The sequence below is a fragment of the Pseudomonas sp. LH1G9 genome, assembly GCF_002949975.1.
GTDB classification, from domain to species: Bacteria; Pseudomonadota; Gammaproteobacteria; order Pseudomonadales; family Pseudomonadaceae; genus Aquipseudomonas; species Aquipseudomonas veronii.
The window spans coordinates 531,334-553,635 of sequence record NZ_CP026880.1 but is presented as its reverse complement, the minus strand read 5'-3'; the positions used below and the strand labels follow the sequence as shown (position 1 = coordinate 553,635).

At 60.5% G+C, this 22,302-nt stretch carries 22 protein-coding genes and 1 pseudogene; 13 read left to right on the top strand and 10 right to left on the bottom strand.

Annotation, left to right across the window (positions count from 1 at the left end):
* Window positions 1–15 precede the first annotated feature (15 nt).
* Window positions 16–882 (top strand): DUF6279 family lipoprotein, encoded by an 867-nt coding sequence (locus C5F70_RS02625; RefSeq protein WP_104902684.1) that lies wholly within the window; start codon window positions 16–18, stop codon window positions 880–882.
* Window positions 883–914: 32 nt separating this feature from the next.
* Here C5F70_RS02625 and C5F70_RS02620 read toward each other — a convergent pair whose 3' ends face one another.
* Together C5F70_RS02620 and C5F70_RS02615 are read right to left on the bottom strand one after the other, a co-directional pair.
* The gene (locus C5F70_RS02620) at window positions 915–1,304 is read right to left on the bottom strand and encodes a hypothetical protein (protein WP_046382471.1); all 390 of its coding nucleotides are present in this window, start codon (window positions 1,302–1,304) and stop codon (window positions 915–917) included.
* A 214-nt stretch (window positions 1,305–1,518) separates the two neighbouring features.
* Complete coding sequence (locus C5F70_RS02615) at window positions 1,519–2,865, bottom strand: DEAD/DEAH box helicase (protein WP_017845291.1); 1,347 nt, start codon at window positions 2,863–2,865, stop codon at window positions 1,519–1,521.
* 193 nt (window positions 2,866–3,058) lie between these two features.
* Between C5F70_RS02615 and C5F70_RS02610 the strand changes: the two genes are divergently transcribed.
* The 6 genes from C5F70_RS02610 (at window position 3,059) to C5F70_RS02585 (ending at window position 9,440) form a co-directional block, all read left to right on the top strand.
* Window positions 3,059–4,348 (top strand): mechanosensitive ion channel family protein, encoded by a 1,290-nt coding sequence (locus C5F70_RS02610; RefSeq protein ID WP_017845290.1) that lies wholly within the window; start codon window positions 3,059–3,061, stop codon window positions 4,346–4,348.
* Window positions 4,349–4,788: 440 nt separating this feature from the next.
* The gene (locus C5F70_RS02605; protein ID WP_256588350.1) at window positions 4,789–6,012 is read left to right on the top strand and encodes an iron-containing redox enzyme family protein; all 1,224 of its coding nucleotides are present in this window, start codon (window positions 4,789–4,791) and stop codon (window positions 6,010–6,012) included.
* A gap of 12 nt (window positions 6,013–6,024) precedes the next feature.
* Window positions 6,025–6,339, top strand: coding sequence for a Rieske 2Fe-2S domain-containing protein (locus C5F70_RS02600; protein ID WP_017845288.1), 315 nt, complete (start codon window positions 6,025–6,027; stop codon window positions 6,337–6,339).
* 8 nt (window positions 6,340–6,347) lie between these two features.
* Complete coding sequence (locus C5F70_RS02595; protein WP_104902682.1) at window positions 6,348–7,529, top strand: hypothetical protein; 1,182 nt, start codon at window positions 6,348–6,350, stop codon at window positions 7,527–7,529.
* An 11-nt stretch (window positions 7,530–7,540) separates the two neighbouring features.
* On the top strand, window positions 7,541–8,758 hold the full coding sequence (locus C5F70_RS02590; protein WP_104902681.1) for an ATP-grasp domain-containing protein: 1,218 nt from the start codon (window positions 7,541–7,543) through the stop codon (window positions 8,756–8,758).
* Between the two features lie 4 nt (window positions 8,759–8,762).
* Window positions 8,763–9,440 carry a phenylalanine--tRNA ligase beta subunit-related protein gene (locus C5F70_RS02585; RefSeq protein WP_104902680.1) on the top strand — a complete coding sequence of 226 codons (678 nt, stop codon included), beginning with the start codon at window positions 8,763–8,765 and terminating at the stop codon, window positions 9,438–9,440.
* 37 nt (window positions 9,441–9,477) lie between these two features.
* On the opposite strand, the gene C5F70_RS02580 is transcribed toward C5F70_RS02585, so the two are convergent.
* The 4 genes from C5F70_RS02580 to C5F70_RS02565 all read right to left on the bottom strand — a co-directional run bounded on the left by C5F70_RS02580 (window position 9,478) and on the right by C5F70_RS02565 (window position 12,106).
* Window positions 9,478–9,894: an Lrp/AsnC family transcriptional regulator gene (locus tag C5F70_RS02580; protein WP_017845284.1), complete on the bottom strand. Its 417-nt coding sequence runs from the start codon at window positions 9,892–9,894 to the stop codon at window positions 9,478–9,480.
* 68 nt (window positions 9,895–9,962) lie between these two features.
* Window positions 9,963–10,838 carry a carboxylate/amino acid/amine transporter gene (locus C5F70_RS02575; protein WP_017845283.1) on the bottom strand — a complete coding sequence of 292 codons (876 nt, stop codon included), beginning with the start codon at window positions 10,836–10,838 and terminating at the stop codon, window positions 9,963–9,965.
* Between the two features lie 202 nt (window positions 10,839–11,040).
* The gene (locus tag C5F70_RS02570; RefSeq protein ID WP_046489439.1) at window positions 11,041–11,640 is read right to left on the bottom strand and encodes an FMN-dependent NADH-azoreductase; all 600 of its coding nucleotides are present in this window, start codon (window positions 11,638–11,640) and stop codon (window positions 11,041–11,043) included.
* A 151-nt stretch (window positions 11,641–11,791) separates the two neighbouring features.
* Window positions 11,792–12,106: a hypothetical protein gene (locus C5F70_RS02565; RefSeq protein WP_026139816.1), complete on the bottom strand. Its 315-nt coding sequence runs from the start codon at window positions 12,104–12,106 to the stop codon at window positions 11,792–11,794.
* Between the two features lie 49 nt (window positions 12,107–12,155).
* Here C5F70_RS02565 and C5F70_RS02560 point away from each other — a divergent pair.
* The 5 genes and pseudogenes from C5F70_RS02560 to aqpZ all read left to right on the top strand — a co-directional run bounded on the left by C5F70_RS02560 (window position 12,156) and on the right by aqpZ (window position 17,257).
* Window positions 12,156–13,078, top strand: a pseudogene (locus C5F70_RS02560) (LysR family transcriptional regulator).
* 14 nt (window positions 13,079–13,092) lie between these two features.
* Entirely contained in the window at window positions 13,093–13,896 is an 804-nt protein-coding gene (locus C5F70_RS02555) for an alpha/beta fold hydrolase (protein ID WP_104902679.1), read from the top strand.
* 3 nt (window positions 13,897–13,899) lie between these two features.
* Window positions 13,900–14,463 (top strand): peptidylprolyl isomerase A, encoded by a 564-nt coding sequence (locus C5F70_RS02550; protein WP_017845278.1) that lies wholly within the window; start codon window positions 13,900–13,902, stop codon window positions 14,461–14,463.
* Window positions 14,464–14,546: 83 nt separating this feature from the next.
* Complete coding sequence (locus tag C5F70_RS02545; RefSeq protein ID WP_046382464.1) at window positions 14,547–16,379, top strand: ABC transporter ATP-binding protein; 1,833 nt, start codon at window positions 14,547–14,549, stop codon at window positions 16,377–16,379.
* 176 nt (window positions 16,380–16,555) lie between these two features.
* A complete protein-coding gene (gene aqpZ / locus C5F70_RS02540; RefSeq protein WP_046489436.1) occupies window positions 16,556–17,257 on the top strand; it encodes an aquaporin Z in 702 nt (233 codons plus the stop codon).
* Window positions 17,258–17,269: 12 nt separating this feature from the next.
* Here aqpZ and C5F70_RS02535 read toward each other — a convergent pair whose 3' ends face one another.
* Entirely contained in the window at window positions 17,270–18,394 is a 1,125-nt protein-coding gene (locus tag C5F70_RS02535) for a GNAT family N-acetyltransferase (protein ID WP_104902678.1), read from the bottom strand.
* A gap of 284 nt (window positions 18,395–18,678) precedes the next feature.
* Between C5F70_RS02535 and C5F70_RS02530 the strand changes: the two genes are divergently transcribed.
* Window positions 18,679–20,001: a putative porin gene (locus C5F70_RS02530; protein WP_017845274.1), complete on the top strand. Its 1,323-nt coding sequence runs from the start codon at window positions 18,679–18,681 to the stop codon at window positions 19,999–20,001.
* A gap of 120 nt (window positions 20,002–20,121) precedes the next feature.
* Here the strand turns inward: C5F70_RS02530 and C5F70_RS02525 are convergent, their stop codons facing one another.
* From C5F70_RS02525 to C5F70_RS02515, 3 genes are all read right to left on the bottom strand, one after another.
* Entirely contained in the window at window positions 20,122–20,355 is a 234-nt protein-coding gene (locus tag C5F70_RS02525; protein WP_017845273.1) for an anti-sigma factor, read from the bottom strand.
* Complete coding sequence (locus C5F70_RS02520) at window positions 20,349–20,963, bottom strand: RNA polymerase sigma factor (RefSeq protein WP_017845272.1); 615 nt, start codon at window positions 20,961–20,963, stop codon at window positions 20,349–20,351. The genes C5F70_RS02525 and C5F70_RS02520 overlap by 7 nt, the downstream gene beginning before the upstream one ends.
* Window positions 20,964–21,049: 86 nt before the next feature.
* Window positions 21,050–22,171, bottom strand: a complete 1,122-nt coding sequence (locus tag C5F70_RS02515; protein WP_017845271.1) for a beta-ketoacyl-ACP synthase III — start codon at window positions 22,169–22,171, stop codon at window positions 21,050–21,052.
* Between the last annotated feature and the right edge of the window lie 131 nt (window positions 22,172–22,302).

The window sequence follows — 22,302 nt, the reverse complement described above, 5'->3', positions numbered from 1 at the left end:
CGCAAGGACCCGCCCATGCTGAGCCGGCTCAACTTTCTGCTGCCATTCGTGATCCTGAGCCTGGCGCTTGGCGGCTGCAACCGCGTGGGTTTGGCCTACCGCAATCTCGACGTGATCATCCCGTGGACCCTCAGTGACTACCTGGACATGAACGCCGGGCAGAAACGCTGGTTCAACGACACCCTCCAGCAACACCTGGCCTGGCATTGCACCACGCAGTTACCAGGTTATCTGGACTGGCTCGACCGCCTGCAACAGATGGTCGACAACCATCAGGTCAGCGACAACGCCTTGCAGAGCCATACCGACGAAGCCAAACAGGCGGTGAGCGAGATCGCGCGCGCGATCACACCGTCGGCGGTCCACTTGCTGCGCGGGCTGGACGACCAGCAGGTCAAGGACATGAACGACGCCCTGGCCAAAGACCTGCGCAAGCGCCAGGACGAATACCTGAAACCGCCCCTGCCGCGACAGATCCAGGCGCGTGCCGAGCGCATGAGCAAGCGCCTCCATGCGTGGATCGGGCCGCTCAGCGCCAGCCAGCAGCAACGGGTGGTGGCCTGGTCTGCGGAGCTGGGTGACCAGAACCAACAGTGGATCGACAACCGCGCCCGCTGGCAGGCGCAGTTCATCGACGCTGTGCAACAACGCCACGCCCCTGACTTTGCGCAGAAAATGCAACAATTGTTGGTGGACCGCGAACGCGCATGGACCCCGGAATATCGGCAGGCCGATGCCCAGACGGAAACAGCCGCGCGCAGCCTGATCGTGGATCTAATGGCGCAAAGCAGCGTACAACAACGCCAGAAATTGACGCACAAAATCGCGGGCGTGCGCAGCGATTTCAAGGCGCTCAAATGCCTCAACGCCGCCGCAGACTAGAACGTGGGAGCAACATCGCGCCCACAGGCCCTTCAGGCAATCGCCGCCTTGGACGCCACGTCGTCGAACGTCGCCGGTTCCAGCGCATCCGCCTGCTCATCGAGCACCTGACGCGGGTGAGCGTGGCCCGGTATCGAGCTGTCGATCAACGCCAGCAATTGGGCTCCTCGTGGCGTCAGGATAAAGTTCTCACCATTACCACCCTCGTCCTCGGGCCGCGACTCGATAAACCCGCGCTTGAGCAACAGCGCCTCGTAATCCGCAGCGGTTTTTTTCAACACATCCAGATTGCCGGTGGACTCGCCCGCCATGACCTTCTCGGCGGCCTCCTGCTCGGCGTACTTACGCGGGGCAAAGCTGCCCTCGCCATTCTGCACTTCATGCAACAGCCGTTCGATCAGATCCCAGTTGTAAGTCGTCATCCTGATTCCTCCTGCGGGCCAAAAGGAAAAGCAGCCCGTTCAGAGTTGGGACACGTCTCGTCAGCGGCCGTTCAGCCGAATGGACAGGCGTCACTTCTGTGTACTTTCCAGACGTTCGCCGCCTCAACTGGGCGGAAAGAAGCTGCGGCCAAGGCAAAAAACCGCAGGCAAAAAAAAACCGGACAGCGTCCGGTTTTTTTATCGCGGCCCAGCCTTATTCGGCAGCCGGTGCTTCTGGCTTGCGGCGCTTGAGCGGCGCCATGCCGTCCTTGCTGACCAACGACAGGTTGTCGGTCTTCGGCCGGTTGGCGATCTTGCGCTTGGTCGGCGACTTGGCGCCGGCCTTCTTCTTGTCACCCTTGCCGTCGACTTTTTTCTTCTTCACGCCTACGGCCTTGCCCGAAGCCTTGACCTTCTTCGGCCCGGTGTAGGTGCCTTTGACTTCCTTGATGGTGCGGCGCTCGAACGACTGCTTGAGATAGCGCTCGATGCTCGACATCAGGTTCCAGTCGCCGTGGCAGATCAGTGAGATCGCCAGGCCATCGTTGCCAGCACGCCCGGTGCGACCGATACGGTGGACGTATTCGTCGCCGCTGCGGGGCATGTCGAAGTTGATGACCATGTCCAGGCCGTCGACGTCCAGGCCGCGCGCGGCGACGTCGGTGGCGACCAGGATCTTCACCCCGCCTTGCTTGAGGCGGTCGATTGCCAGCTTGCGGTCCTTCTGGTCTTTCTCGCCGTGCAGGACGAACGCTTTGTAGTCCTGCGCCACCAGGCGGCCGTAGATGCGATCAGCCGCAGCGCGGGTGTTGGTGAACACGATGGCCTTCTGATAGGTCTCGTTGGCCAACAGCCAGTTGAGGATCTGTTCTTTGTGGACGTTATGGTCAGCGGTGATGATCTGCTGGCGCGTGGTCGCGTTCAGGTCGCTGACGTTGTTGACCTGCAGGTGCTCGGGGTTGTTCAGGACCTTGGCAACCATGTCGCGCAGGGTCGAACCGCCGGTGGTGGCGGAGAACAGCATGGTCTGCTGACGATTCACGCACTCGGCCACCAGGCGCTGCACGTCATCGGCAAAGCCCATGTCGAGCATGCGGTCGGCTTCGTCGAGCACCAGCACTTCGACTTCCTTGAGGTCGAGGTTGCCGGCGTTGAGTTGCTCGATCATGCGGCCCGGGGTGCCGATGAGGATGTCCGGGACCTTGCGCAGCATGGCGGCCTGGACCTTGAAGTCTTCGCCGCCGGTGATCAGGCCGGACTTGATGAAGGTGAACTGCGAGAAACGTTCGACTTCTTTCAGGGTCTGCTGGGCCAGCTCGCGGGTCGGCAGCAAGATCAGGGTCTTGATGCTGACGCGGACTTTGGCCGGGCCGATCAGGCGGTTAAGAATAGGCAGGACGAAAGCGGCCGTCTTGCCACTCCCGGTTTGAGCCGTCACCCGCAGGTCACGCCCTTCGAGCGCGAGCGGGATGGCCGCTGCCTGCACAGGCGTAGGCTCGACAAATTTAAGCTCGGCCACGGCTTTGAGCAGGCGTTCGTGCAGGGCGAATTGGGAAAACACGGGTGCTACCTCGAAGAAATACAAAATATCAGCTGCATAGGGTAACGGTTTCGAGCGTCCAAACCGAGTTTCTTTACGCGAACAGGGCTAATCAGCTGCTTTTTTGTTAAGGCGTTTGTCTGTAACGCCAATGTAGCTGCTCTTAAATGCTCTAATCGACCAGTCTTGTCTTACAGAAGAATCGGTTTCACCCATGGATATCAAACAGCTCTGGCTCAACGTCAAAGACCTTTGGAACGCCCTCGATGAACACCCGCTGCTGCATTCCAGCCTGGGCTTGCTGGTGTTGTTGGTGGTGGCGCTGTTGCTCGGACGGGTGGCGCGTTACCTCATCCTGCATGCGGTCAAATTGCTCGGCCGGCAACCGGCCCTGCACTGGCTCAACGACCTGCGCCACAACAAAGTCTTCCACCGCCTGGCGCAGATGACGCCGTCGCTGGTGATCCAGTTCGGCCTGCACCTGGTGCCGGACCTGAGCAAGACCGCAACGCTGTTCATCGGCAACGTGGCGCTGGCGTTCACCATCCTGTTCGTGGTGCTGGCCATCAGTGCGCTGCTCAACGCCCTGCTGGACATCTATGCGCGCACCGAACATGCACGTACCCGCTCGATCAAGGGCTATGTGCAGTTGGCGAAGATGATTCTGTTCGTGTTTGCCGCGATCATCATCGTCGCCACCCTGATCGACCGCTCGCCGCTGTTGCTGCTGTCCGGCCTGGGTGCGATGTCGGCGGTTATCTTGTTGGTCTACAAGGACACCTTGTTGTCGTTCGTCGCCAGCGTGCAGTTGACCAGCAACGACATGCTGCGGGTCGGCGACTGGATCGAAATGCCCCAGGTCGGCGCGGACGGTGACGTGGTGGACATCACCTTGCATACGGTCAAGGTGCAGAACTTCGACAAGACCATCGTCTCGATTCCGACCTGGCGCCTGATGTCCGAGTCGTTCAAGAACTGGCGCGGCATGCAGGCGTCAGGCGGGCGTCGGATCAAGCGCAGCCTGTTTATCGATGCCAGCGCCGTGCGCTTCCTGCGCGACGATGAAGAAGTCCGCATGACCCAGGTCCACCTGCTCACCGACTACATCAGCCGCAAGCAGGCCGAACTCAAGGCCTGGAACGAAGCCCAGGGCCAAAGCGCGCAGTTGTCGGCCAACCGCCGGCGCATGACCAACCTCGGCACCTTCCGCGCGTATGCCCTGGCTTACCTGAAAAGCCACCCGGACATCCAGCCGAACATGACCTGCATGGTGCGTCAGATGCAAACCACCGCCCAGGGCGTGCCGCTGGAAATCTACTGCTTCACCCGCACCACGGCGTGGTCGGATTACGAGCGGATTCAAGGGGATATCTTCGACTACCTGCTGGCGGTGCTGCCGGAATTTGGCTTGAGCCTGTATCAACAGCCGAGCGGCACGGACCTGCGCAGCGGGCTGTTCGCAATGACGCAGAACACCACGACCGCCCAAGCGCTGGAGCGCTAACAAGGCAGACGGCGCGGGGCTCGCGTGTCCCTCGCCGGTCGAATCACCACACGCCCCCGCGCCCAATCAGGCCTTGCGCTACAGGCCAGGCCAACTCGGTAAATAGCCGAGGAACATGTCTAGTTGCCGCACGCGGCAAAATCAAACCGACGCCGCAACTAAGAAAACTCTACCTATACGTTTAGTGAATTTCACTATTCAGGCACCCGGTTTTTAATCTGTTTTTAGAAAAACCAAAGCTATAGCATCTGGCCATCGAACAACTCTGTGAGAAGGCGTTACTTATGTTATGGACAACTAAGCTTTCAGATGATGCGGCACACTTTGTATTAAGTTCGGATGCGGAAGCATTGACTCATTACTGCGGTGCAACTGCCTTTTCTCAACCTCGCGACTTTTATACCGACAGCCCCTACCAGCGGCCTTCAAGGCCGCAGGACGTGACCGATTCGATTATCAGCAGTTGCCTGACAAGCGAGCAACTCTCACACAGCCAGCATCTTTTGGCGCAACGTTTATTATTGAATATCTATGAGCAAGACTTGGTCTTTTTACCCAAGCCGCCCATGGCGCTGGATCTCAAGGTATTCAAGGAATTTTATGACCCATTGCATGCCGCGTCGGGTAAAAAGATTCGTCCGTTATTGGAGCACTACCTCTACAACTGGCTCAAGGAAGAGGTGCACATCAACGGCCCCTGGTGCCTGGACGCCTTTGTCGCCCACACCGACAAGGTCTTGGACGATGTGGCCCGCTCCGACTCAACACTCCATGAGGTCCTGACCACCAGCCGCCATCCCGAACGTGCCGCGCGGTTCTTCATGACGCAATGCGCCGGCGACTTCCTCAGTGAAGCCTCGGCCATGGCGCGCAATGTGCTGGGCAACAGCGGCGTGTACACCAGCGAGCTGTTCAAGATCCTGATCGACGAATACGGCTACGGCATCGACAAGAAAAAGCACAGCACCATTTTTGAAGACATGCTCAAAGACATGGACATGTCCCATCACGTGCATCACTACTGGCAGTTCTATACCCCGGCCTCGCTGTCGCTCACCAACTACTTCCACTACGTGTCGGCCAACCATGGCGAGCTGTTCCGCTATATCGGCGCCATGTACTACACCGAAGCCACACTGGCCCTGACCACCCAGCATCAGTCACGCGCCATCAAGACCATCTTCAACGGCACGGTCTCCACCGAATACTTCGACGAGCACTCACACATCGATGTGCATCACGGAAGAATGGCCCTGCAACGCCTGATCCTGCCGATGATCAAGCAGTTCGGCAACGCGATCATCCCCGACCTTATCCGCGGTTTCGAGGAGTTCCGCTTACTGCAGGACATCGCCGACGAAGAGCTGTATGCCCATATCAAGTGGCATGACGAGCTGGACGAACACCGTGCCCAAGCCAGCGCCCTCCAAGGCCGCAAGCCAGTGGACCTGACGATCACCGAGCCTGAACACGAGCTTTCGGTGCTGCACACCCACCCCAACGACGAGCTGTTCTGGGTCGAGTCCGGCGAGCTGGATTTCGTCGCCAGCCCCGAACTGAGCGTGCGCCTCAAGGCCGGGGAAGGCGTGGTGATTCCCAAGGGCATGCTGCATGGCACCCGCGTCGTCAGCCCGTCCTGCACTTACACCGTCACGGCCATTTGAGGACGCCGCCCCATGAAAGCCATCAGCCTGAACCTCAGCCACACCCACTATGTGGCGGTGGAAGGGAAAACCTACTTTCTCAAGCGCCATGCACATTCGACTCAACTGCTGCCGACCGCCTGCCCCCATCGCGGCGGCCCGCTGCACATGGGAGAAGTGACGGGTGACGGGCAAAGCGTGATCTGCCCCTGGCACGACAACGCCTACAAGGTCTGCAACCTGGAAAAGAAGTCGCTGCCCACCGTTCGCGTCAGAAACCAGATCAGCACCGTCATTGGTGACACCGAGCGGTGCGTGCCTCTCCTTAAACTCTCTCGTTACGACTGATGGTGCCCATGAATAATAAATCGACCCTTGCTGCGTTTTATTCGATCGTGACCCTCTTCACCGGCCTGGACATGGCGATTGTGATTGCCATGGTCTGGTTCGGCCTGGAGACCACCGGCTCGACCTTCCTGGTGGGCGCCACCTTATGCGTGGCGACCGTGGTGCCGTATCTGTGCGAGCAGTACATCGGCCGGTTCTTCACCATTGAACTGAGCATGAAACGGCTGTTGTACATTCGCCTGACCGCGTTCGCCGCCGTACTGGGGCTGTCGTTTACCGACGCGGCGCTGTTGCCGATCGGTTTCCTGGCGATTGCCTTCGTGGTGGGAGTCACCGACTACTTCACCATCAGTACCCTGGAATCGAAAAACACCAAGCTGGTGCTGGCCGGGCTGACCAACAGCGACACCTCGGCGCGCTTGATGCAAACCTCCATCCAGATCGGGGCCTTCGGTGGAGCGCTGCTGGGCGGGGTGATTGTGGATGTGTTCACGGTCAACCAGACCCTGCAGATCATCAGCCTGGGGGCGATCCTGTCGTTGGCGGCGATTCTTTTTGTCGCAGCCACGCCAACCGCCGACGCCACCGAGCAAGTCGCCGACACCCACACGGCGCAGTCTCTACAGTTGCCGCGCAACCTGTACATCCTGATCATCGTGTTGAGCATGATCGGCTTCCATATCGGCGCCTTCAACAGCCTGGTGCCGATCGTGTTCCAGAAGCTCAACGAATGGAACGCCACCCTGTTTGGCGTCGCCAGCGGCCTGGCGGGCCTCGGTGCGTTCAGTGCCGCGGTGCTGCCACGGATCAAGCTCAACAGCTACAGCGCGATCCTGCTGGTGATCCTGGCCGACGTGGCAATCGTCTATTTCCATAACCTCTACGTGATGATGGCCGCCGCTTTCCTGCTGGGTTTCTGCATCAACAGCCTGCGCATCCAATTGCGTAAAACCCTGATCGAGTCGGCGCCCAACGCACGGATCGCCGACGTGATCGCCGCCAAAAGCTCGCTCTACTACCTGCTGGTCAGTGGCTCGGCGCCGATGATCCTGACGTTCTTCACCACCACAGGCTTCCTCGGCCTCGAAGGTGCGCGCGTGCTGATGATCGTCTCCGCCGCGCTGTTGGCCGCTGCCGTACTGGTGTGGAACCTCACTCCCGCCGTCGCGGCCACCGCCACCACAAAATAGGAGTACCTGCTTTGGAAACCGTACTGATCGTTGACCCGTTCTCCACAGGTAAACTCTACGCGCCCTTGCTCAAGGCTCAGGGCGTGAGGTGCTTTGCCGTGATTTCCACCGACAGCTTGCCCGCGCATTTCACCGATGACCTGATCAGGGAAAACTTCGAGGCGGTCTACCACTGGGAAGAGGGTTTGCTGGAGATCCTCGAACCGCTGTCACTGAGCGCCGTGATCGCCGGTTGCGAAACCGCGATCTACCTGACCGACTACCTTACCGAAGTCCTGCGCGTTCCCGGCAACAGCCGCGTCACCAGCGACCTGCGTCGCAACAAGTTCTCCATGCAACACGCCCTGAAAAAACAAGGGCTGGCGAACATCGAATCACAACTGCTGAGCTCGCCGACGCGCATTGCAGAGGTGGTTGCCACGCTGGATGACAAGACCACCTACGTGGTCAAGCCGCTCAATTCCGCCGCCACCGAAGGCGTGGTGTTTGCCCAAGGCCGGGCCGGCGTCAAGAGTGCCTTGGACACTGCAGCCTGGCAGCGCAAAAACGACCTGGGGGAAATCAACCTCGGTTTCATCGTGCAGCCGTTCGTGTCGGGCCCCGAATATGTGGTGGATATGGTCGCCTTTGACGGCGTGTACATCATTGCCTCGGTGTGCAGGTACACCAAGGTCCAGAGAAACGGCAGCATGTTTGTCTACGAAAGCCTGGACACCCTCGACCCCCGCGCCGAAGACCTGCAACCGCTGACCGACTATGCCCGCCAGGCGGCCGCGGCGCTGAGCATCGAGGTCGGCCCGATTCATATGGAGATCATCTGGTCTGCCCACGGCCCGGTGATGATTGAAGCCGGCGGCCGCTTGCATGGCGGCATCGCACCGCTGCTGTTTCAACAAGTGTATCACCCGGATTTGCTCTCGCTGGCCATCGACAGCTACCTCGGCCGCCCACGCCCGCGCGCCGATGCGGTCAGCCAGATCAGCCACGGTCGGATCGGGTTCTTCTGCTCCGACGAACAACGCACCTTCGCCGCACCCTCGCCGCAGGCCCTGCAGAGCGTAATGGAGGACGAGGCCTATTGCGGCCACCGTTACTTCATCCGCCCGGGCGACACCACGCCGGTCACGATCGATTTTGCCACCTGCCCGGGGCTGTTCTGGCTGCAACACCTCTCGGCGCCGCAACTGGACATCAGCAGCGCCAATCTACGTAAACAGCTGTGGTGTTAAGACCATGAAAAGTCGTTTGATCATCCGAAAGTCAGCCAGTGATCTGGGCATCAACAACGCGTGCGCGGCGGTTATCGAAGACATTACCGTGTCGGACGACAAGAGCTTCGTCAGTGTCCTGCAAAGCAACCTGAATCACGTTGCGTCCCACCTCAACGAGCTGGACTCCAACGTCATTTACGAAGGCTTTGCCAAGCAACTCAAGAAGCTCGGCTACGAAAACACCGTGAGCGCCAACGAGAAACTGTTGCGGCGCTTCATCGCCAAGGGCGTATACCCCATCAACAACATCGTCGATGCCTATAACGCCGTGGCGATCCGGCATGGGGTCAGCATCGGCGTACACACCTACCACCGGCGGGACGACATCTACGTCATGCGCTCGGAGGCGCCCAGGGCTTTCCGCCCGCTGTTCGCCAAGAAGGAGATTACGATTCCAGCGGGCGATATCGTCTATACCTGCGGTGACGTGCCCCTGGCGAGTATCGGCAAGGTCGACGCCGACGCCCATGACTTCAGGCTGACGAAGGACTCGTCGAGCCTGCTGGTGGTGGTGCTGGGGCACGACGATACGCCGTTGGCCTTCAACCAGGCCGTCATCGAAGAGTTCGTCGACACCCTGCGCCAGCGAATGCCGGCCTTGAGTCATCACTTTCTCGAGACCGTACACGATCACGCCTGAGGCTGGAACCGCGTAGCCGCTGCCGGAACAGCAGCGGCTACCGCCAGGCCTTGAGCACCGGGTTGACCACCACCTCGCGCACATGCTCGATCTTCAGCAGGTTGTCCTTGAACACCATCAGCTCTTCAAAGTTGCGGTATTTGACCTCGAGCATCATGTCGACGTCGCCGAACAGCGAATAAGCCTGAACCACTTCACGGAACTGGTAGATCTTCGGAAACACCAGGTGGCAGTTGCTGCCATTGAGCGTGAGCATCAAAAACGCCGATTGCTGGGCTTCCTCATCGGCGGCGACGTTGATGGTGAAGCCGAGGATAATGCCCTTCTCGATCAGTTTCTGAACCCGCGATTCCACGGCGGTTCGCGACTTGTGAACTTGTCGCGCCAGCTGCGCCAGGCTGACCCGGGAGTCGTCCTTCAAGGCAGCAATGATCTGTTCGTCAACCTTGTCCACTCTGCCGCCCCCACACTTTTCTCTTCTATAACAGACTTTCATTCCCGCTCACGCCTGCCCTGGGCCTATCACCTCGCAGACTGTACGCCAGGCCCGGGCTTTATGCCCAACCGACTGATCCACACTGCCGCCAGAATCACCAAGCCGCCCAGGGCCAGGCGGCCCAACGGCTCGTGCTGGTTCCAGATCAACAGGTTCAATAACAGCCCCACCGGCACATGCAGGTTGTTCATCACCGCCAGCGTCCCGCCGTTGACCAGGCACGCGCCCTTGTTCCACCAGTACATGCCCAGGGCCGTGCTGACCAGCCCGAGGAACACCAGCACGCCCCATTGCAGCGGCGCTTCGGGGAGGAAATCAGCCTTGCCGAACACCAGGAATGCCGGCAACACCACCAGCAGCGCACCGAGGTAGAAATAACCGAAGCGCCGGTAGTGCGGCAGATCACTGGGGTAGCGCGCCACCAACTGCTTGTACATGACTTGCCCGGCGGCGTAGGTGAAGTTGGCCAGTTGCAGCAGCAGGAAGCCCCCAAGGAAGTGCGGGGTGACTTGATCGAAGCGGATGACCGCCGCACCCGCCACCGCGACCAGCGCGGCGACCAGGGCCCAGGGGTTGAAGCGTCGGTTGAGGGCGTCTTCGATCAGGGTCACATGCAGCGGCGTGAGGATGGTGAACAGCAGCACCTCGGGCACCGTGAGCACGCGAAAGCTCAGGTACAGGCAAACGTAGGTCACGCCAAATTGCAGCGCACCGATGACCAGCATGCCGCGCATGAAGGTCGGCTGCACCGAGCGCCAGCGCGTCAGCGGAATGAACACCAGCCCGGCCAGCAGCACGCGCACCAGCACCGCGAAGTAGCTGTCGACGTGACCGGCAAGGTATTCGCCGATCAAGCTGAAGGAAAATGCCTGTATCAGGGTGACAACCAGTAAGTAGCCCATGCGCGCCTCGTATCGAATGGGCGGGACATTAAAGGTTTTCGGCGGCTCACGAAACTCGGCGCAAAAAAAACCCGACCTCGCGATAGCGGCAGTCGGGCAGGAGCACTCAGGAGCAACAAGTGCAAAGGGAGGTTTTTACGCGGACTTGAAGGGTTTGCGTGGTGAGATATAAACACCGCGCGATTATGTGACGATTAAAGGATCACGCGACTTGCGCCAGCAACGCCTTGGCGTGGTTGATGCCTTTTTCCTGGAAGTCGCCGCTCAGGTTCACCCCTTCGGCGTGAATGAACGTCACGTCATGAATCCCGATGAATGCCATCACCTGACGCAGGTAAGGTTCCTGGTGATCGGAGCTTGCGCCGGTGTGAATCCCGCCCCGGGCGGTGAGCACGATGGCCCGCTTACCGATCAACAGCCCCTGGGGGCCGGTGGCGGTGTACTTGAAGCTCACACCTGCACGCAACACGTGATCCAGCCAGGCTTTGAGGGTGCTGGGGATGGCGAAGTTGTACATCGGCGCCGCCATCACCAACACGTCGGCGGCGAGCAATTCGTCGGTCAAGGTGTTGGAGCGATCCAGGGATGCCTGTTCGCTGGCGCTGCGCTGATCCGCCGGTTTCATCCAACCGCCGAGCAGGTTGGCGTCCAGGTGCGGAAGCGGGTTGAGCGCCACGTCGCGCACGGTGATCTGATCCGCCGGGTGCGCAGCCTGCCATTGGCTGATGAACTGCCGGGTCAGTTGGCGGGAGATCGAATCCTGCTGGCGGGCGCTGCTTTCGATGATCAGTACGTTGGACATGGCTGCGTAGGCTCCATCTGTAATTGCTGTAAGTCGATGGAGAAAAGATTAACCAGAGCCAATTCGATAAAAAAGCGCAAAAAACTGCTACAACCCATCTAGAAATTTGTTTATAAGCGGAGTATTGCTGTAGGCATGCTCCGCTGTCGCTTTATTTCGGTGCACATTCCAGTGCGATACGCATCTTGATGATCGCGCGGTTGAACTTGACGGTGGTGTTGGTGCTTTTGCCCGCCGGCACGCTGACAGTACGGCGACGGGGTGATTCCGGGCCGTTGGTGAAAGTCACCGAACACAGCGCGTCGCGCGTGCCGTAGTTGTTCAGTTGGATCGAACTGATGTCACCGTCCACGTCGGACGCGGTGTAATCCACGCTCACGCCGTCGATCTTTTTTGTCACATCGATGGGGTAGGCAAACGCACTGAGCGGCAGCAGTGCCAGCACCACACAACACAATTTTCTCATTCGGCAGTCTCCAATAAGGACTGTCAGCTTAGGACAAGAGGAGCTCATCTTGAAAGCGCCCCGCGTTACCCTCGATCAATGGCGCACGCTGCAAGCCGTGGTCGACCATGGCGGCTTCGCCCAGGCGGCCGAAGCGCTGCACCGTTCGCAGTCCTCGGTGAGCTACACCGTGGCCCGCATGCAAGACCAGCTCGGGGTGCCGCTGCTGCGCATCGACGGGCGCAAGGCCGTGCTCACCGACGCCGGCGAAGTGCTGTTGCGCCGCTCCCGGCAGTTGGTGAAAAACGCCAGCCAACTCGAAGACCTCGCCCACCATATGGAACAGGGCTGGGAAGCCGAAGTACGCCTGGTGGTCGATGCCGCCTACCCGAATGCACGCCTGGTGCGCGCCCTGACCGCCTTTATGCCGCAAAGCCGCGGCTGCCGCGTGCGCCTGCGCGAAGAGGTGTTGTCGGGGGTTGAAGAGCTGTTGATCGAAGGCGTGGCCGACCTGGCGATCAGCAGCTTCAACATCCCCGGCTATCTCGGCACCGAGATGAGCAACGTGGAGTTTGTCGCCGTCGCTCACCCCGAGCATGCCTTGCACCGCATGAACCGCGAACTGAGCTTCCAGGACCTGGAAAGCCAGATGCAAGTGGTGATCCGCGACTCCGGGCGCCAGCAGCCGCGCGATGTCGGCTGGCTCGGCGCCGAACAGCGCTGGACCGTCGGCAGCCTCGCCACGGCCGCCAGTTTCGTCGGCAGCGGCCTGGGCTTTGCCTGGTTGCCCCGGCACATGATCGAGCGCGAACTCGCCGAAGGCGTGCTCAAGCAGCTACCCTTGGAGCAGGGCGGCAGCCGTCACCCCACGTTCTACCTGTACTCGAACAAGGACAAACCCTTGGGGCCAGCGACGCAGATCCTCGTGGAGCTACTGCGCACATTTGACACCGCCCCCTGGATGCGCCTTTCGCCGCACCGCAGCAAGCCTGAAACGGAGTTCATGCATGGCCTGGTTCGAACATGAAGGGTGCAGCCTGCATTACGAGGAATATGGCCACGGCACCCCGCTGATTCTGATCCACGGCCTGGGCTCCAGCAGCCAGGATTGGGAACTGCAGATTCCGGTGCTGGCCCGGCATTACCGCCTGATCGTGGTGGATGTGCGTGGCCATGGGCGTTCCGACAAACCCCGGGAGCGCTACAGCATCAAAGGTTTCACCCTCGACCTGATCGCCCTGATCGAACACCTGGACCTGCCCGCCGCGCACGTGGTGGGCTTGTCCATGGGCGGCATGATCGCGTTTCAACTGGCGGTGGACGAACCGGCGCGGGTCAAGAGCCTGTGCATCGTCAACAGCGCGCCCGAAGTCAAGGTGCGCAGCGCCGACGATTACTGGCAATGGGCCAAGCGCTGGACCCTGGCACGCGTCCTCAGCCTGGCCACCATCGGCAAGGCCCTGGGCGACCGGCTGTTTCCCAAACCGCAGCAAGCCGACCTGCGCCGCAAGATGGCCGAGCGCTGGGCAAAAAACGACAAACGTGCTTATCTCGCCAGCTTCGATGCAATTGTGGGCTGGGGCGTGCAGGAACGACTTTGCAGAATTACCTGTCCAACCCTGGTCATCAGCGCCGACCACGACTACACCCCTGTGGCGCACAAAGAAATCTATGTAAAACTGCTGCTCGATGCGCGGCTGGTGGTCATCGAAGATTCCCGCCATGCCACACCCTTGGATCAACCCGATGTCTTTAACGCTACCCTGCTCGATTTTCTAAAGACAGTCGAAACAACTACCCAGGATCACTGACCCATGCTGAAAAAAATCGCCTTCTTTGCCGGTTCCGTTCTGTTCGCTGCCAACCTGATGGCCGCCGAGCCCGCCAAGGCGCCCCACGTATTGATCTCCACCACCAACGGCGACATTGAAATCGAACTGGACCCGGTCAAGGCGCCGATCAGTAGCAAGAACTTCCTGGCCTACGTCGACAAGGGCTTCTACACCAACACGATTTTCCACCGTGTGATCCCGGGCTTCATGGTCCAGGGCGGCGGGTTCACCGCGCAGATGGCGCAAAAAGACACCAACCCACCGATCAAGAACGAAGCCAGCAACGGCCTGCATAACGTGCGTGGCACGCTGTCGATGGCCCGCACCTCGAACCCGGATTCGGCCACCAGCCAATTCTTCATCAACGTCGCGGACAATGCCTTCCTCGATCCAGGCCGCGATGCCGGTTATGCCGTGTTCGCCAAAGTGGTCAAAGGCATGGACGTGGTCGACATCATCGTCAACTCGCAGACCACCACCAAACAAGGCATGCAGAACGTGCCAATCGATCCTGTCCTGATCAAGTCGGCCAAGCGCATCGACTGAGGTCCGCAGGTAGTTCCGCGCGGCGCTCACAAGGCGTCGCGCGCCTTTGAACAGGAGAGCCCGCCGGGCGGGCGTCAACCCTAATGCTCTATCGTCGTTTCGAACAACTGATCGATATTTTCCGCGACGCGCCCAGCGCCGCCCCTCCCGATAAAGTCCTGCCCTTCTACCTCTACTACCTGCGTCAGGTGTGGCCGTGTTTCGCCGCGCTGTTGGTGGTGGGCCTGATCGGCGCACTGATCGAAGTCGCGCTGTTCAGCTACCTGAGCCGCATCATCGACCTGGCCCAGGGCACACCGCCCGCGAACTTTTTCCAGATCCACAGCACCGAGCTGATCTGGATGGGCGTGGTCGCCCTGCTGCTGCGCCCGATCTTCGGCGCCCTGCATGACCTGCTGGTCCACCAGACCATCAGCCCCGGCATGACCAGCCTGATCCGTTGGCAAAACCACAGCTACGTGCTCAAGCAGAGCCTGAATTTCTTCCAGAACGACTTCGCCGGGCGCATCGCCCAGCGCATCATGCAAACCGGCAACTCCCTGCGCGATTCCGCCGTGGCGGCCGTGGATGCGATCTGGCATGTGGCGATCTACGCCATCAGTTCCCTGGTGCTGTTTGCCGAAGCCGACTGGCGCCTGATGATCCCGCTGGTGACCTGGATCGTCTGCTACAGCCTGGCATTGCGCTACTTCGTGCCGCGGGTGAAAGCGCGTTCGGTGATTTCCTCCGAGGCACGCTCCAAGTTGATGGGCCGCATCGTCGATGGCTACACCAACATCACCACCTTGAAGCTGTTCGCGCATACCCAATCCGAGCAGGAATACGCCAAGGAAGCGATCATCGAGCAGACCGAAAAAACCCAGTTGGCCAGCCGTGTGGTGACCAGCATGGACGTGGTGATCACCACCATGAACGGCCTGCTGATCGTCACCACCACCGGCCTGGCCCTGTGGTTGTGGACCCATTCGCTGATTTCCGTGGGCGCGATTGCCCTGGCGACCGGCCTGGTGATTCGCATCGTCAACATGTCCGGCTGGATCATGTGGGTGGTCAATGGCATTTTCGAAAACATCGGCATGGTGCAGGACGGCCTGAAAACCATCGCCCAGCCGCTGGCCGTGGTCGACCGCGACAACGCTCCACGCCTGACCGTGCCCCATGGCGAAGTACGCTTCGAGCAGGTGGATTTCCACTACGGCAAGAAGAGCGGGATCATTGGCGGCCTGAACCTGACCATCGAGGCCGGTGAAAAAATCGGCCTGATCGGCCCCTCCGGTGCAGGCAAATCGACCCTGGTCAACCTGCTGCTGCGCCTGTACGACCTGCAAGGCGGGCGCATCCTGATCGACGGCCAGAACATCGCCGAGGTCGCCCAGGAAAGCCTGCGCGAACAGATCGGCATGATCACCCAGGACACGTCGCTGCTGCACCGTTCGATCCGCGAAAACCTGTTGTATGGCAAGCCGGACGCCAGCGACGAAGAACTCTGGGCGGCCATACGCAAGGCGCGTGCCGATGAGTTCATCCCGCAGCTGTCGGACGCCGAAGGCCGCACCGGGCTGGATGCCCATGTGGGCGAGCGCGGCGTGAAACTGTCCGGCGGGCAACGCCAGCGCATCGCCATCGCGCGGGTGCTGCTCAAGGATGCGCCGATCCTGATCATGGACGAAGCCACCTCGGCGCTGGATTCGGAAGTCGAAGCGGCGATCCAGGAAAGCCTGGAAACCCTGATGCAAGGCAAGACGGTGATTGCGATTGCGCACCGCTTGTCGACCATTGCGCGGATGGACCGCCTGGTGGTGCTGGAGAAAGGCCAGATCGCCGAGACCGGCAGCCATGCCCAGTTGCTCGCCCACGGCGGGCTGTATGCGCGGCTGTGGCAGCACCAGACCGGAGGCTTCGTCGGCATCGACTGAAACTGCCGGGCCTATACAACTCAAAAGGTGGGAGGGGCTTGCTCCCACATGGGTGTCCTGGATTTGTGCCGCAACCGTGCTGTACTCAGTGCAGTGCCAAGACGGGCGCTGAAGTAAATCGCAGGGAGCATCACTGATTTACTGATTCGGTAGAGCGATCTATCAAGGACGGGTACATGTCTTTGTTCAAGCGTTCAGTCACAGAAGGTTTAGGTACGTTTTGGCTGGTGCTGGGCGGTTGCGGGAGTGCGGTGTTGGCCGCGGCGTTTCCCGCAGTCGGCATCGGGTTGTTGGGGGTGGCCCTGGCCTTCGGGCTCACGGTACTGACCATGGCGGTCGCCATCGGGCACATCAGCGGTTGTCACCTCAACCCGGCGGTATCGGTGGGGCTGGTCGTGGGCGGCAGGTTTCCGGCCAGGGAGTTACCGGCGTACATCGTTGCCCAGGTCATTGGCGGCATTATCGCCGCTGCGCTGTTGTATGTGATCGCCAGCGGCAAACCGGGGTTCGAACTGGCGTCAGGCCTGGCCTCCAACGGCTATGGCGAGCATTCGCCTGGCGGCTATTCAATGGCAGCGGGGTTTGTCTGTGAGCTGGTGATGACAGCGATGTTCGTGCTGATCATCCTCGGCGCCACCGACCCGCGTGCCCCGAAGGGCCTCGCCCCCATCGCTATCGGCCTGGCGCTGACCTTGATCCACCTGATCTCGATTCCCGTGACCAACACCTCGGTCAACCCGGCCCGCAGCACGGGACCGGCGCTGATCGTGGGTGGGTGGGCGATCCAGCAATTGTGGATGTTCTGGCTCGCGCCGATCCTCGGCGCGGTGATCGGCGGCGTGGCCTATCGATGGTTGGGCAAGGAGGAGCCGGCCTGAGGCAAAACGGGTTCAGCCCTGCCGATACGGCAGGGCTGCCCTCGCCTCTTCGGCATACGCCAGAATCCCCACCCGCTCGCGCTCCAGGAAGTCTTCGACGGCCGTCTTCAACCCTGGATGACGCAGGTAGTGCCACGACCGGGTGATCACCGGCTCGAACCCGCGAATCAATTTATGCTCGCCCTGGGCACCGGCATCGAAGCGCTGCAAGCCGTGGGCGATGGCGTAATCCATGCCTTGGTAGAAGCAGGTTTCGAAATGCAGGCGGTCGAATTCCGCCAGGCAGCCCCAGTAACGCCCAAAGAAGCTGTCGCCGCCGATCAAGCTGAACGCCATCGCGACCGGGCGCGTGCTTTGTTTGGCCAGCACCACGCGGATCGCTTCGGGCATGCGTTCGGCCAGCAGGCTGAAAAACGCACGGGTCAGGTACGGCGCCTGGCGGCGCACCGCGTAGGTGTTGGCGTAGCAGGCGTAGACGAAATCCCACTGCGCCTCGCTCAGTTCATGGCCTTGCAACCATTCGAACTCGATGCCCTGCCCCGCCACCTGTTCGCGTTCCTTGCGCATCTGTTTGCGCTTGCGCGAACTCAAGGCGTCAAGGAAGTCCTGGAAATCCCGGTAGCCGCGGTTCTGCCAGTGAAACTGACAGCCCAGGCGCGGCAACCAGCCCGGCTGTCGGGCCAGGGCGTCATCCGCCAGCGGGTCGGTGAAGTTGATATGGGCGCTGGAGAGCCCTTCGATTTCCAGGTAACCGGGCAGGCTGCCGAGCAACTCGAAACCGTCTTCAGCGCTGGCGGCCAACAGGCGCGGGCCGCTGACCGGGCTGAACGGCACGGCGACCAACAGCTTGGGGTAGTAATCGATACCGGCCCGCTCGCAGGCCTGCGCCCAACCGTGGTCGAAGACGTACTCGCCAGAGGAATGCCATTTGCGATAACCGGGCAATGCCGCCACTAGTCGATCACCGTCCCAGTGCAGTAAATGCTCAGGCTGCCAACCCGAATGCGGGCCGAGGCTGGCGCTGTCTTCCAGCGCGCTCAGGAACGCATGTCGCACAAAGGGCTGGGCCTGCGGCACCAGGGCGTCCCAGGCCTGCGGGGCGATTTCGGACAGGCTGTCCAGGCGTTGCAGCGGCATCGGCATCCTCACTACTTCAGGGCGTGAAAGCCTCGCGAGTATCGCTTATCGCCGCTCCCGACACACCTCCAAATCGCCGGACAAGGCTCTAAACCAATAGTTCCGTTTATAAATAATTTGTCATCTACCTGACATCAGTTCGCCACTGCGCCGTCATAAACGATCGCGATACTGACGCCTGTTTTTAGCGCGCCTGGTTCTACCCCGGCAGTTATTTTTCCGTCCGTCATCGGTCGGTTGTGTCCTGGATGGTTTGCCATCCCTCCTCACTTTCGGAGATTGATATGCGTCTTGCTTCCACTAAAACTGCGGCGGCCCTTTGTGGCGGCTTGCTGCTGGCCCTGAGCGTTCCGGCCAGCGCTGCAGTCGACGCTAAATTGCTCGACATGCTCAAGGCCAACGGTCAAATCTCGGCATCGCAGTACACTGAACTGCAAGCTGAGCTGGCCAAGGATCAGAAAGAAAAGCAGATCGCACAGCAAGCTCAACAAGAGACCAACGAACAGATCGCGGCCACCGCGAAAAAAGCCAACGACCTGAGCGTGTTCGACCAGAAACTTGCCTGGGCCGCCAAGACCCAGTTCAAGGGTGACGTGCGCTTCCGTCAGGAAACCGTGAAGATCCAGGGCGAATCCAACAACGGTGGCCGTGACAAGGACCGTCAGCGTATCCGTGCCCGTCTCGGCGCCTACACCGAGATCAACGACCAGGTCGACACCGGCATTCGTATCGCCACCGGCAGCAGCGACGATGCACGCTCCACCAACCAGGACCAGGACAACTACTTCGACAAGAAGTCGATCTGGCTGGATCTCGGCTACATCGACTACCACCCGAAGCAGATCAAGAACCTGCACGTCATCGGCGGCAAGATGCTCCAGCCATGGGTGAACATGGGCGACGTGATCTGGGATAGCGATATCAACCCGGAAGGTCTGGCCCTGACCTACAAATACCCGCTGGGTAGCAGCGCCGAGCTGTTCGGCAGCCTCGGTAACTACAACCTCAAGGACAACGTCGACGGCGACGGTGTGCAATTCCGCCACGACCTGCGCCTGACTTCCGGCCAGTTGGGCACGCGTTTCTCGGTGACCGACAACCTGAAAATGACCCTGGGCGGCAGTATCTACGCCTACCAGAACGACGAAAACAGCACCTGTACGAGCAGCACCACGCCTTGCGCACTGGCGGTCAACGGCAACTCGGCGAACGAACAATTCCGTCTGTACGAAGGTTTTGCCCAAGCCGACATCGGTGGCCTGGCCGTGCCGCTGGCGTTCTACGGTCAGTACGTGAAGAACAACGACGCTTCCACCGATCAGGACACCGCCTGGTTGCTGGGTGCCAAGTCCAAGGTGTTCGGTTTCAACCTGGACTACAACTACCGCGATACACAACGTAACGCTGTGGTAGGCGCCTTCACCGATTCGGACTTCGCCAACGGCACCACCGGTTCGCGCGGTCATAAGATGAAGGTCAGCTACGACATCGACAAGAACTTCGCTGTCGGCGCCACATACTTCCTGACCAAGGCTGACTACGCCAGCCGCACGCAGCGTGATGCCAACACCAACACCCTGCAGTTGGATGCTGAAGCCAAGTTCTAACTGTAAGTGCAACACGCCTTGGGCCAGGATGGCCCGGGGTGGCTGTAACAGCCTGGCGTGGGTGAATCGGTCCCCATCATCCGTCCGATTCCCCCATGCGAGTCTGCCTTCCCCCCGCCGTTACTGATCCTTGCGCCGCTCGGCGGCCAGCCGTTCAGCCAAGGCATCCACATCCTGTACCGGCGCCTGCGGCATGATCCGCAATGTCGCCTGCAGCAAGCGCATCTGACGGATAAAACGCCGGCAATTAGGGCAGAACATCAAGTGATGACGCACCAGCAGCCGCTCGCGAAAGGTCAACTGACCATCGAGAAAGTCACTGGAACGCGCCACTTGCTCTTTACACGTCAACATTCGCCGGTTTCCTCAAAATGCTCCACCGTGGCGAAGACTTTAAGCCGTGCGCGATGCAACAGCACCCGCACATTGGAGAGCGAAAGCGTCAGAAGATTACAAATCTCCTCCAACTCCAGGCCCTGGCGTTCACGCAGCACCAGTACGCTGCTTTGCAGTTCCGACAAACTCAGCAACGTATGTTCCAGGCATTTGCGCAGTTCGTCCTCCGTGAGCAGGGCTTCCGGGGTGTCCTGGTGCCAGGCAAAAGGGGCGACCGCCCAGTGACCGTCATCCGCGCTGAAACGCTCATCGCCGATCGTGCCGTGGGGCGAGGGCAAATCATCGAGTAACACTTCGCGACGATTCTGTTTGTAGCGGCTCTTGGCGGCATTGGCGGTGATGGTCAGCAGCCAGGTCTTGAGGCTGGAGCGCCCTTCGAACTTTGGCAGGTTGCGTACCACCGACAGCCAGGCGTCCTGTACCACTTCGTCGGCATGACGCTGACCGGCAATCGCGTAGGCCACCGCGCGCATGGCGCTTTGGTATTGGCTGACCAATTCCTTGTAGGCCCGCTGCTCGCCCTTGAGCAAGCGTTCAAGCAGGTGCGCGTCGTCCGCTACTGCCATTCGAGACCTCGGTTTCCAAGTGAGAACGCGATCTATGTGGAGGCTGGCTTGCCAGCGCCCACATTTGACCGCGGCGAGCCGCAGGATCAGCGTTTGCGCAGGATCACGCTGCCGATCGAATAGCCGGCGCCAAACGAGCTGAGTACCGCCACGGCGCCTTTGGGCAGGTCGTCCTGGTAAGTGTGGAACGCGATCACCGAACCCGCCGAGCTGGTGTTGGCGTAGGTGTCGAGAATCACCGGTGCTTCTTCCACCGTGGCTTCACGCCCCAGCAGCTTCTTCACGATCAGGTGGTTCATGCTCAGGTTGGCCTGGTGCAACCAGAAGCGCTTCACGTCGTTCACGTTCAACTGGTTTTCCGCCAGGTGCGTGCCGATCAACTCAGCGACCATCGGGCAGACATCCCGGAAGACTTTACGGCCTTCCTGCACGAACAGCTTGTCGGGCGCGCCGATGCCCTCTTCCGCCGCGCGGTTGAGGAAGCCGAAGTTGTTGCGGATGGTATTCGAGAACTTGGTCAGCAGCTTGGTGCTGACCACGTCGAACTGGTGCTCGGAGGTCGCCAGGTCAGCGCGCTCGAGGATCACCGCAGTGGCCGCGTCACCGAAAATGAAGTGGCTGTCGCGGTCGCGGAAGTTCAAGTGGCCGGTGCAGACTTCCGGGTTGACCATCAGGATCGCCCGGGCCTGGCCCAGCTTGATGCTGTTGGCGGCGTTCTGGATGCCAAAGGTCGCCGAGGAACACGCCACGTTCATGTCGAAGCCGAAACCGGCGATGCCCAGGGCTTCCTGGACTTCGATGGCGATGGCCGGGTAGGCGCGTTGCAGGTTGGAGCAGGCGACGATCACCCCGTCGATGTCGGCGGCGGTCTTGCCGGCGCGCTGCAGGGCCTGTTCGGCGGCGCCGATGGCCATCTGGCAGAGCACCGACCATTCGTCGTTGCTGCGCTCGGGCAGGCGCGGGGTCATGCGCTGCGGGTCCAGGATGCCGTCCTTGTCCATCACAAAACGGCTCTTGATGCCCGACGCCTTCTCGATGAAGGCTGCGCTGGACTCCGTCAGCGCCTGCACGTCACCGCGTTCGATGGCGGCGGCGTTCTCCGTGTTGAACTGCTGCACGTAGGTATTGAAAGACTGCACCAGCTCTTCGTTGGAGATGCTGTTGGCCGGGGTGTACAGGCCAGTGCCGCTGATGACGACGTTATGCACGGTCGTTCCTCTAAATCTGTCAGGCAGAAGATATTGGTACCGTCGTACCAAACTGTAAGTTGTTTGATTCCGTCCAGCGGGCATCAAACTGGCAACGCTTTATTCCATCGCGCCGCGGCTGCACACCAGCC

What these genes read in the sequence shown, in the direction of transcription:
- C5F70_RS02545 (WP_046382464.1), top strand. Translation starts at nt 14,547, where the DNA reads ATGCTCTATCGTCGTTTCGAACAACTGATCGATATTTTCCGCGACGCG.
- C5F70_RS02520 (WP_017845272.1), bottom strand. Translation starts at nt 20,963, where the DNA reads ATGGCAGTAGCGGACGACGCGCACCTGCTTGAACGCTTGCTCAAGGGC.
- C5F70_RS02530 (WP_017845274.1), top strand. Translation starts at nt 18,679, where the DNA reads ATGCGTCTTGCTTCCACTAAAACTGCGGCGGCCCTTTGTGGCGGCTTG.
- C5F70_RS02595 (WP_104902682.1), top strand. Translation starts at nt 6,348, where the DNA reads ATGAATAATAAATCGACCCTTGCTGCGTTTTATTCGATCGTGACCCTC.
- C5F70_RS02585 (WP_104902680.1), top strand. Translation starts at nt 8,763, where the DNA reads ATGAAAAGTCGTTTGATCATCCGAAAGTCAGCCAGTGATCTGGGCATC.
- C5F70_RS02620 (WP_046382471.1), bottom strand. Translation starts at nt 1,304, where the DNA reads ATGACGACTTACAACTGGGATCTGATCGAACGGCTGTTGCATGAAGTG.
- C5F70_RS02525 (WP_017845273.1), bottom strand. Translation starts at nt 20,355, where the DNA reads ATGTTGACGTGTAAAGAGCAAGTGGCGCGTTCCAGTGACTTTCTCGAT.
- C5F70_RS02575 (WP_017845283.1), bottom strand. Translation starts at nt 10,838, where the DNA reads ATGGGCTACTTACTGGTTGTCACCCTGATACAGGCATTTTCCTTCAGC.
- C5F70_RS02535 (WP_104902678.1), bottom strand. Translation starts at nt 18,394, where the DNA reads ATGCCGCTGCAACGCCTGGACAGCCTGTCCGAAATCGCCCCGCAGGCC.
- C5F70_RS02570 (WP_046489439.1), bottom strand. Translation starts at nt 11,640, where the DNA reads ATGTCCAACGTACTGATCATCGAAAGCAGCGCCCGCCAGCAGGATTCG.
- C5F70_RS02610 (WP_017845290.1), top strand. Translation starts at nt 3,059, where the DNA reads ATGGATATCAAACAGCTCTGGCTCAACGTCAAAGACCTTTGGAACGCC.
- C5F70_RS02600 (WP_017845288.1), top strand. Translation starts at nt 6,025, where the DNA reads ATGAAAGCCATCAGCCTGAACCTCAGCCACACCCACTATGTGGCGGTG.
- C5F70_RS02565 (WP_026139816.1), bottom strand. Translation starts at nt 12,106, where the DNA reads ATGAGAAAATTGTGTTGTGTGGTGCTGGCACTGCTGCCGCTCAGTGCG.
- C5F70_RS02550 (WP_017845278.1), top strand. Translation starts at nt 13,900, where the DNA reads ATGCTGAAAAAAATCGCCTTCTTTGCCGGTTCCGTTCTGTTCGCTGCC.
- aqpZ (WP_046489436.1), top strand. Translation starts at nt 16,556, where the DNA reads ATGTCTTTGTTCAAGCGTTCAGTCACAGAAGGTTTAGGTACGTTTTGG.
- C5F70_RS02555 (WP_104902679.1), top strand. Translation starts at nt 13,093, where the DNA reads ATGGCCTGGTTCGAACATGAAGGGTGCAGCCTGCATTACGAGGAATAT.
- C5F70_RS02625 (WP_104902684.1), top strand. Translation starts at nt 16, where the DNA reads ATGCTGAGCCGGCTCAACTTTCTGCTGCCATTCGTGATCCTGAGCCTG.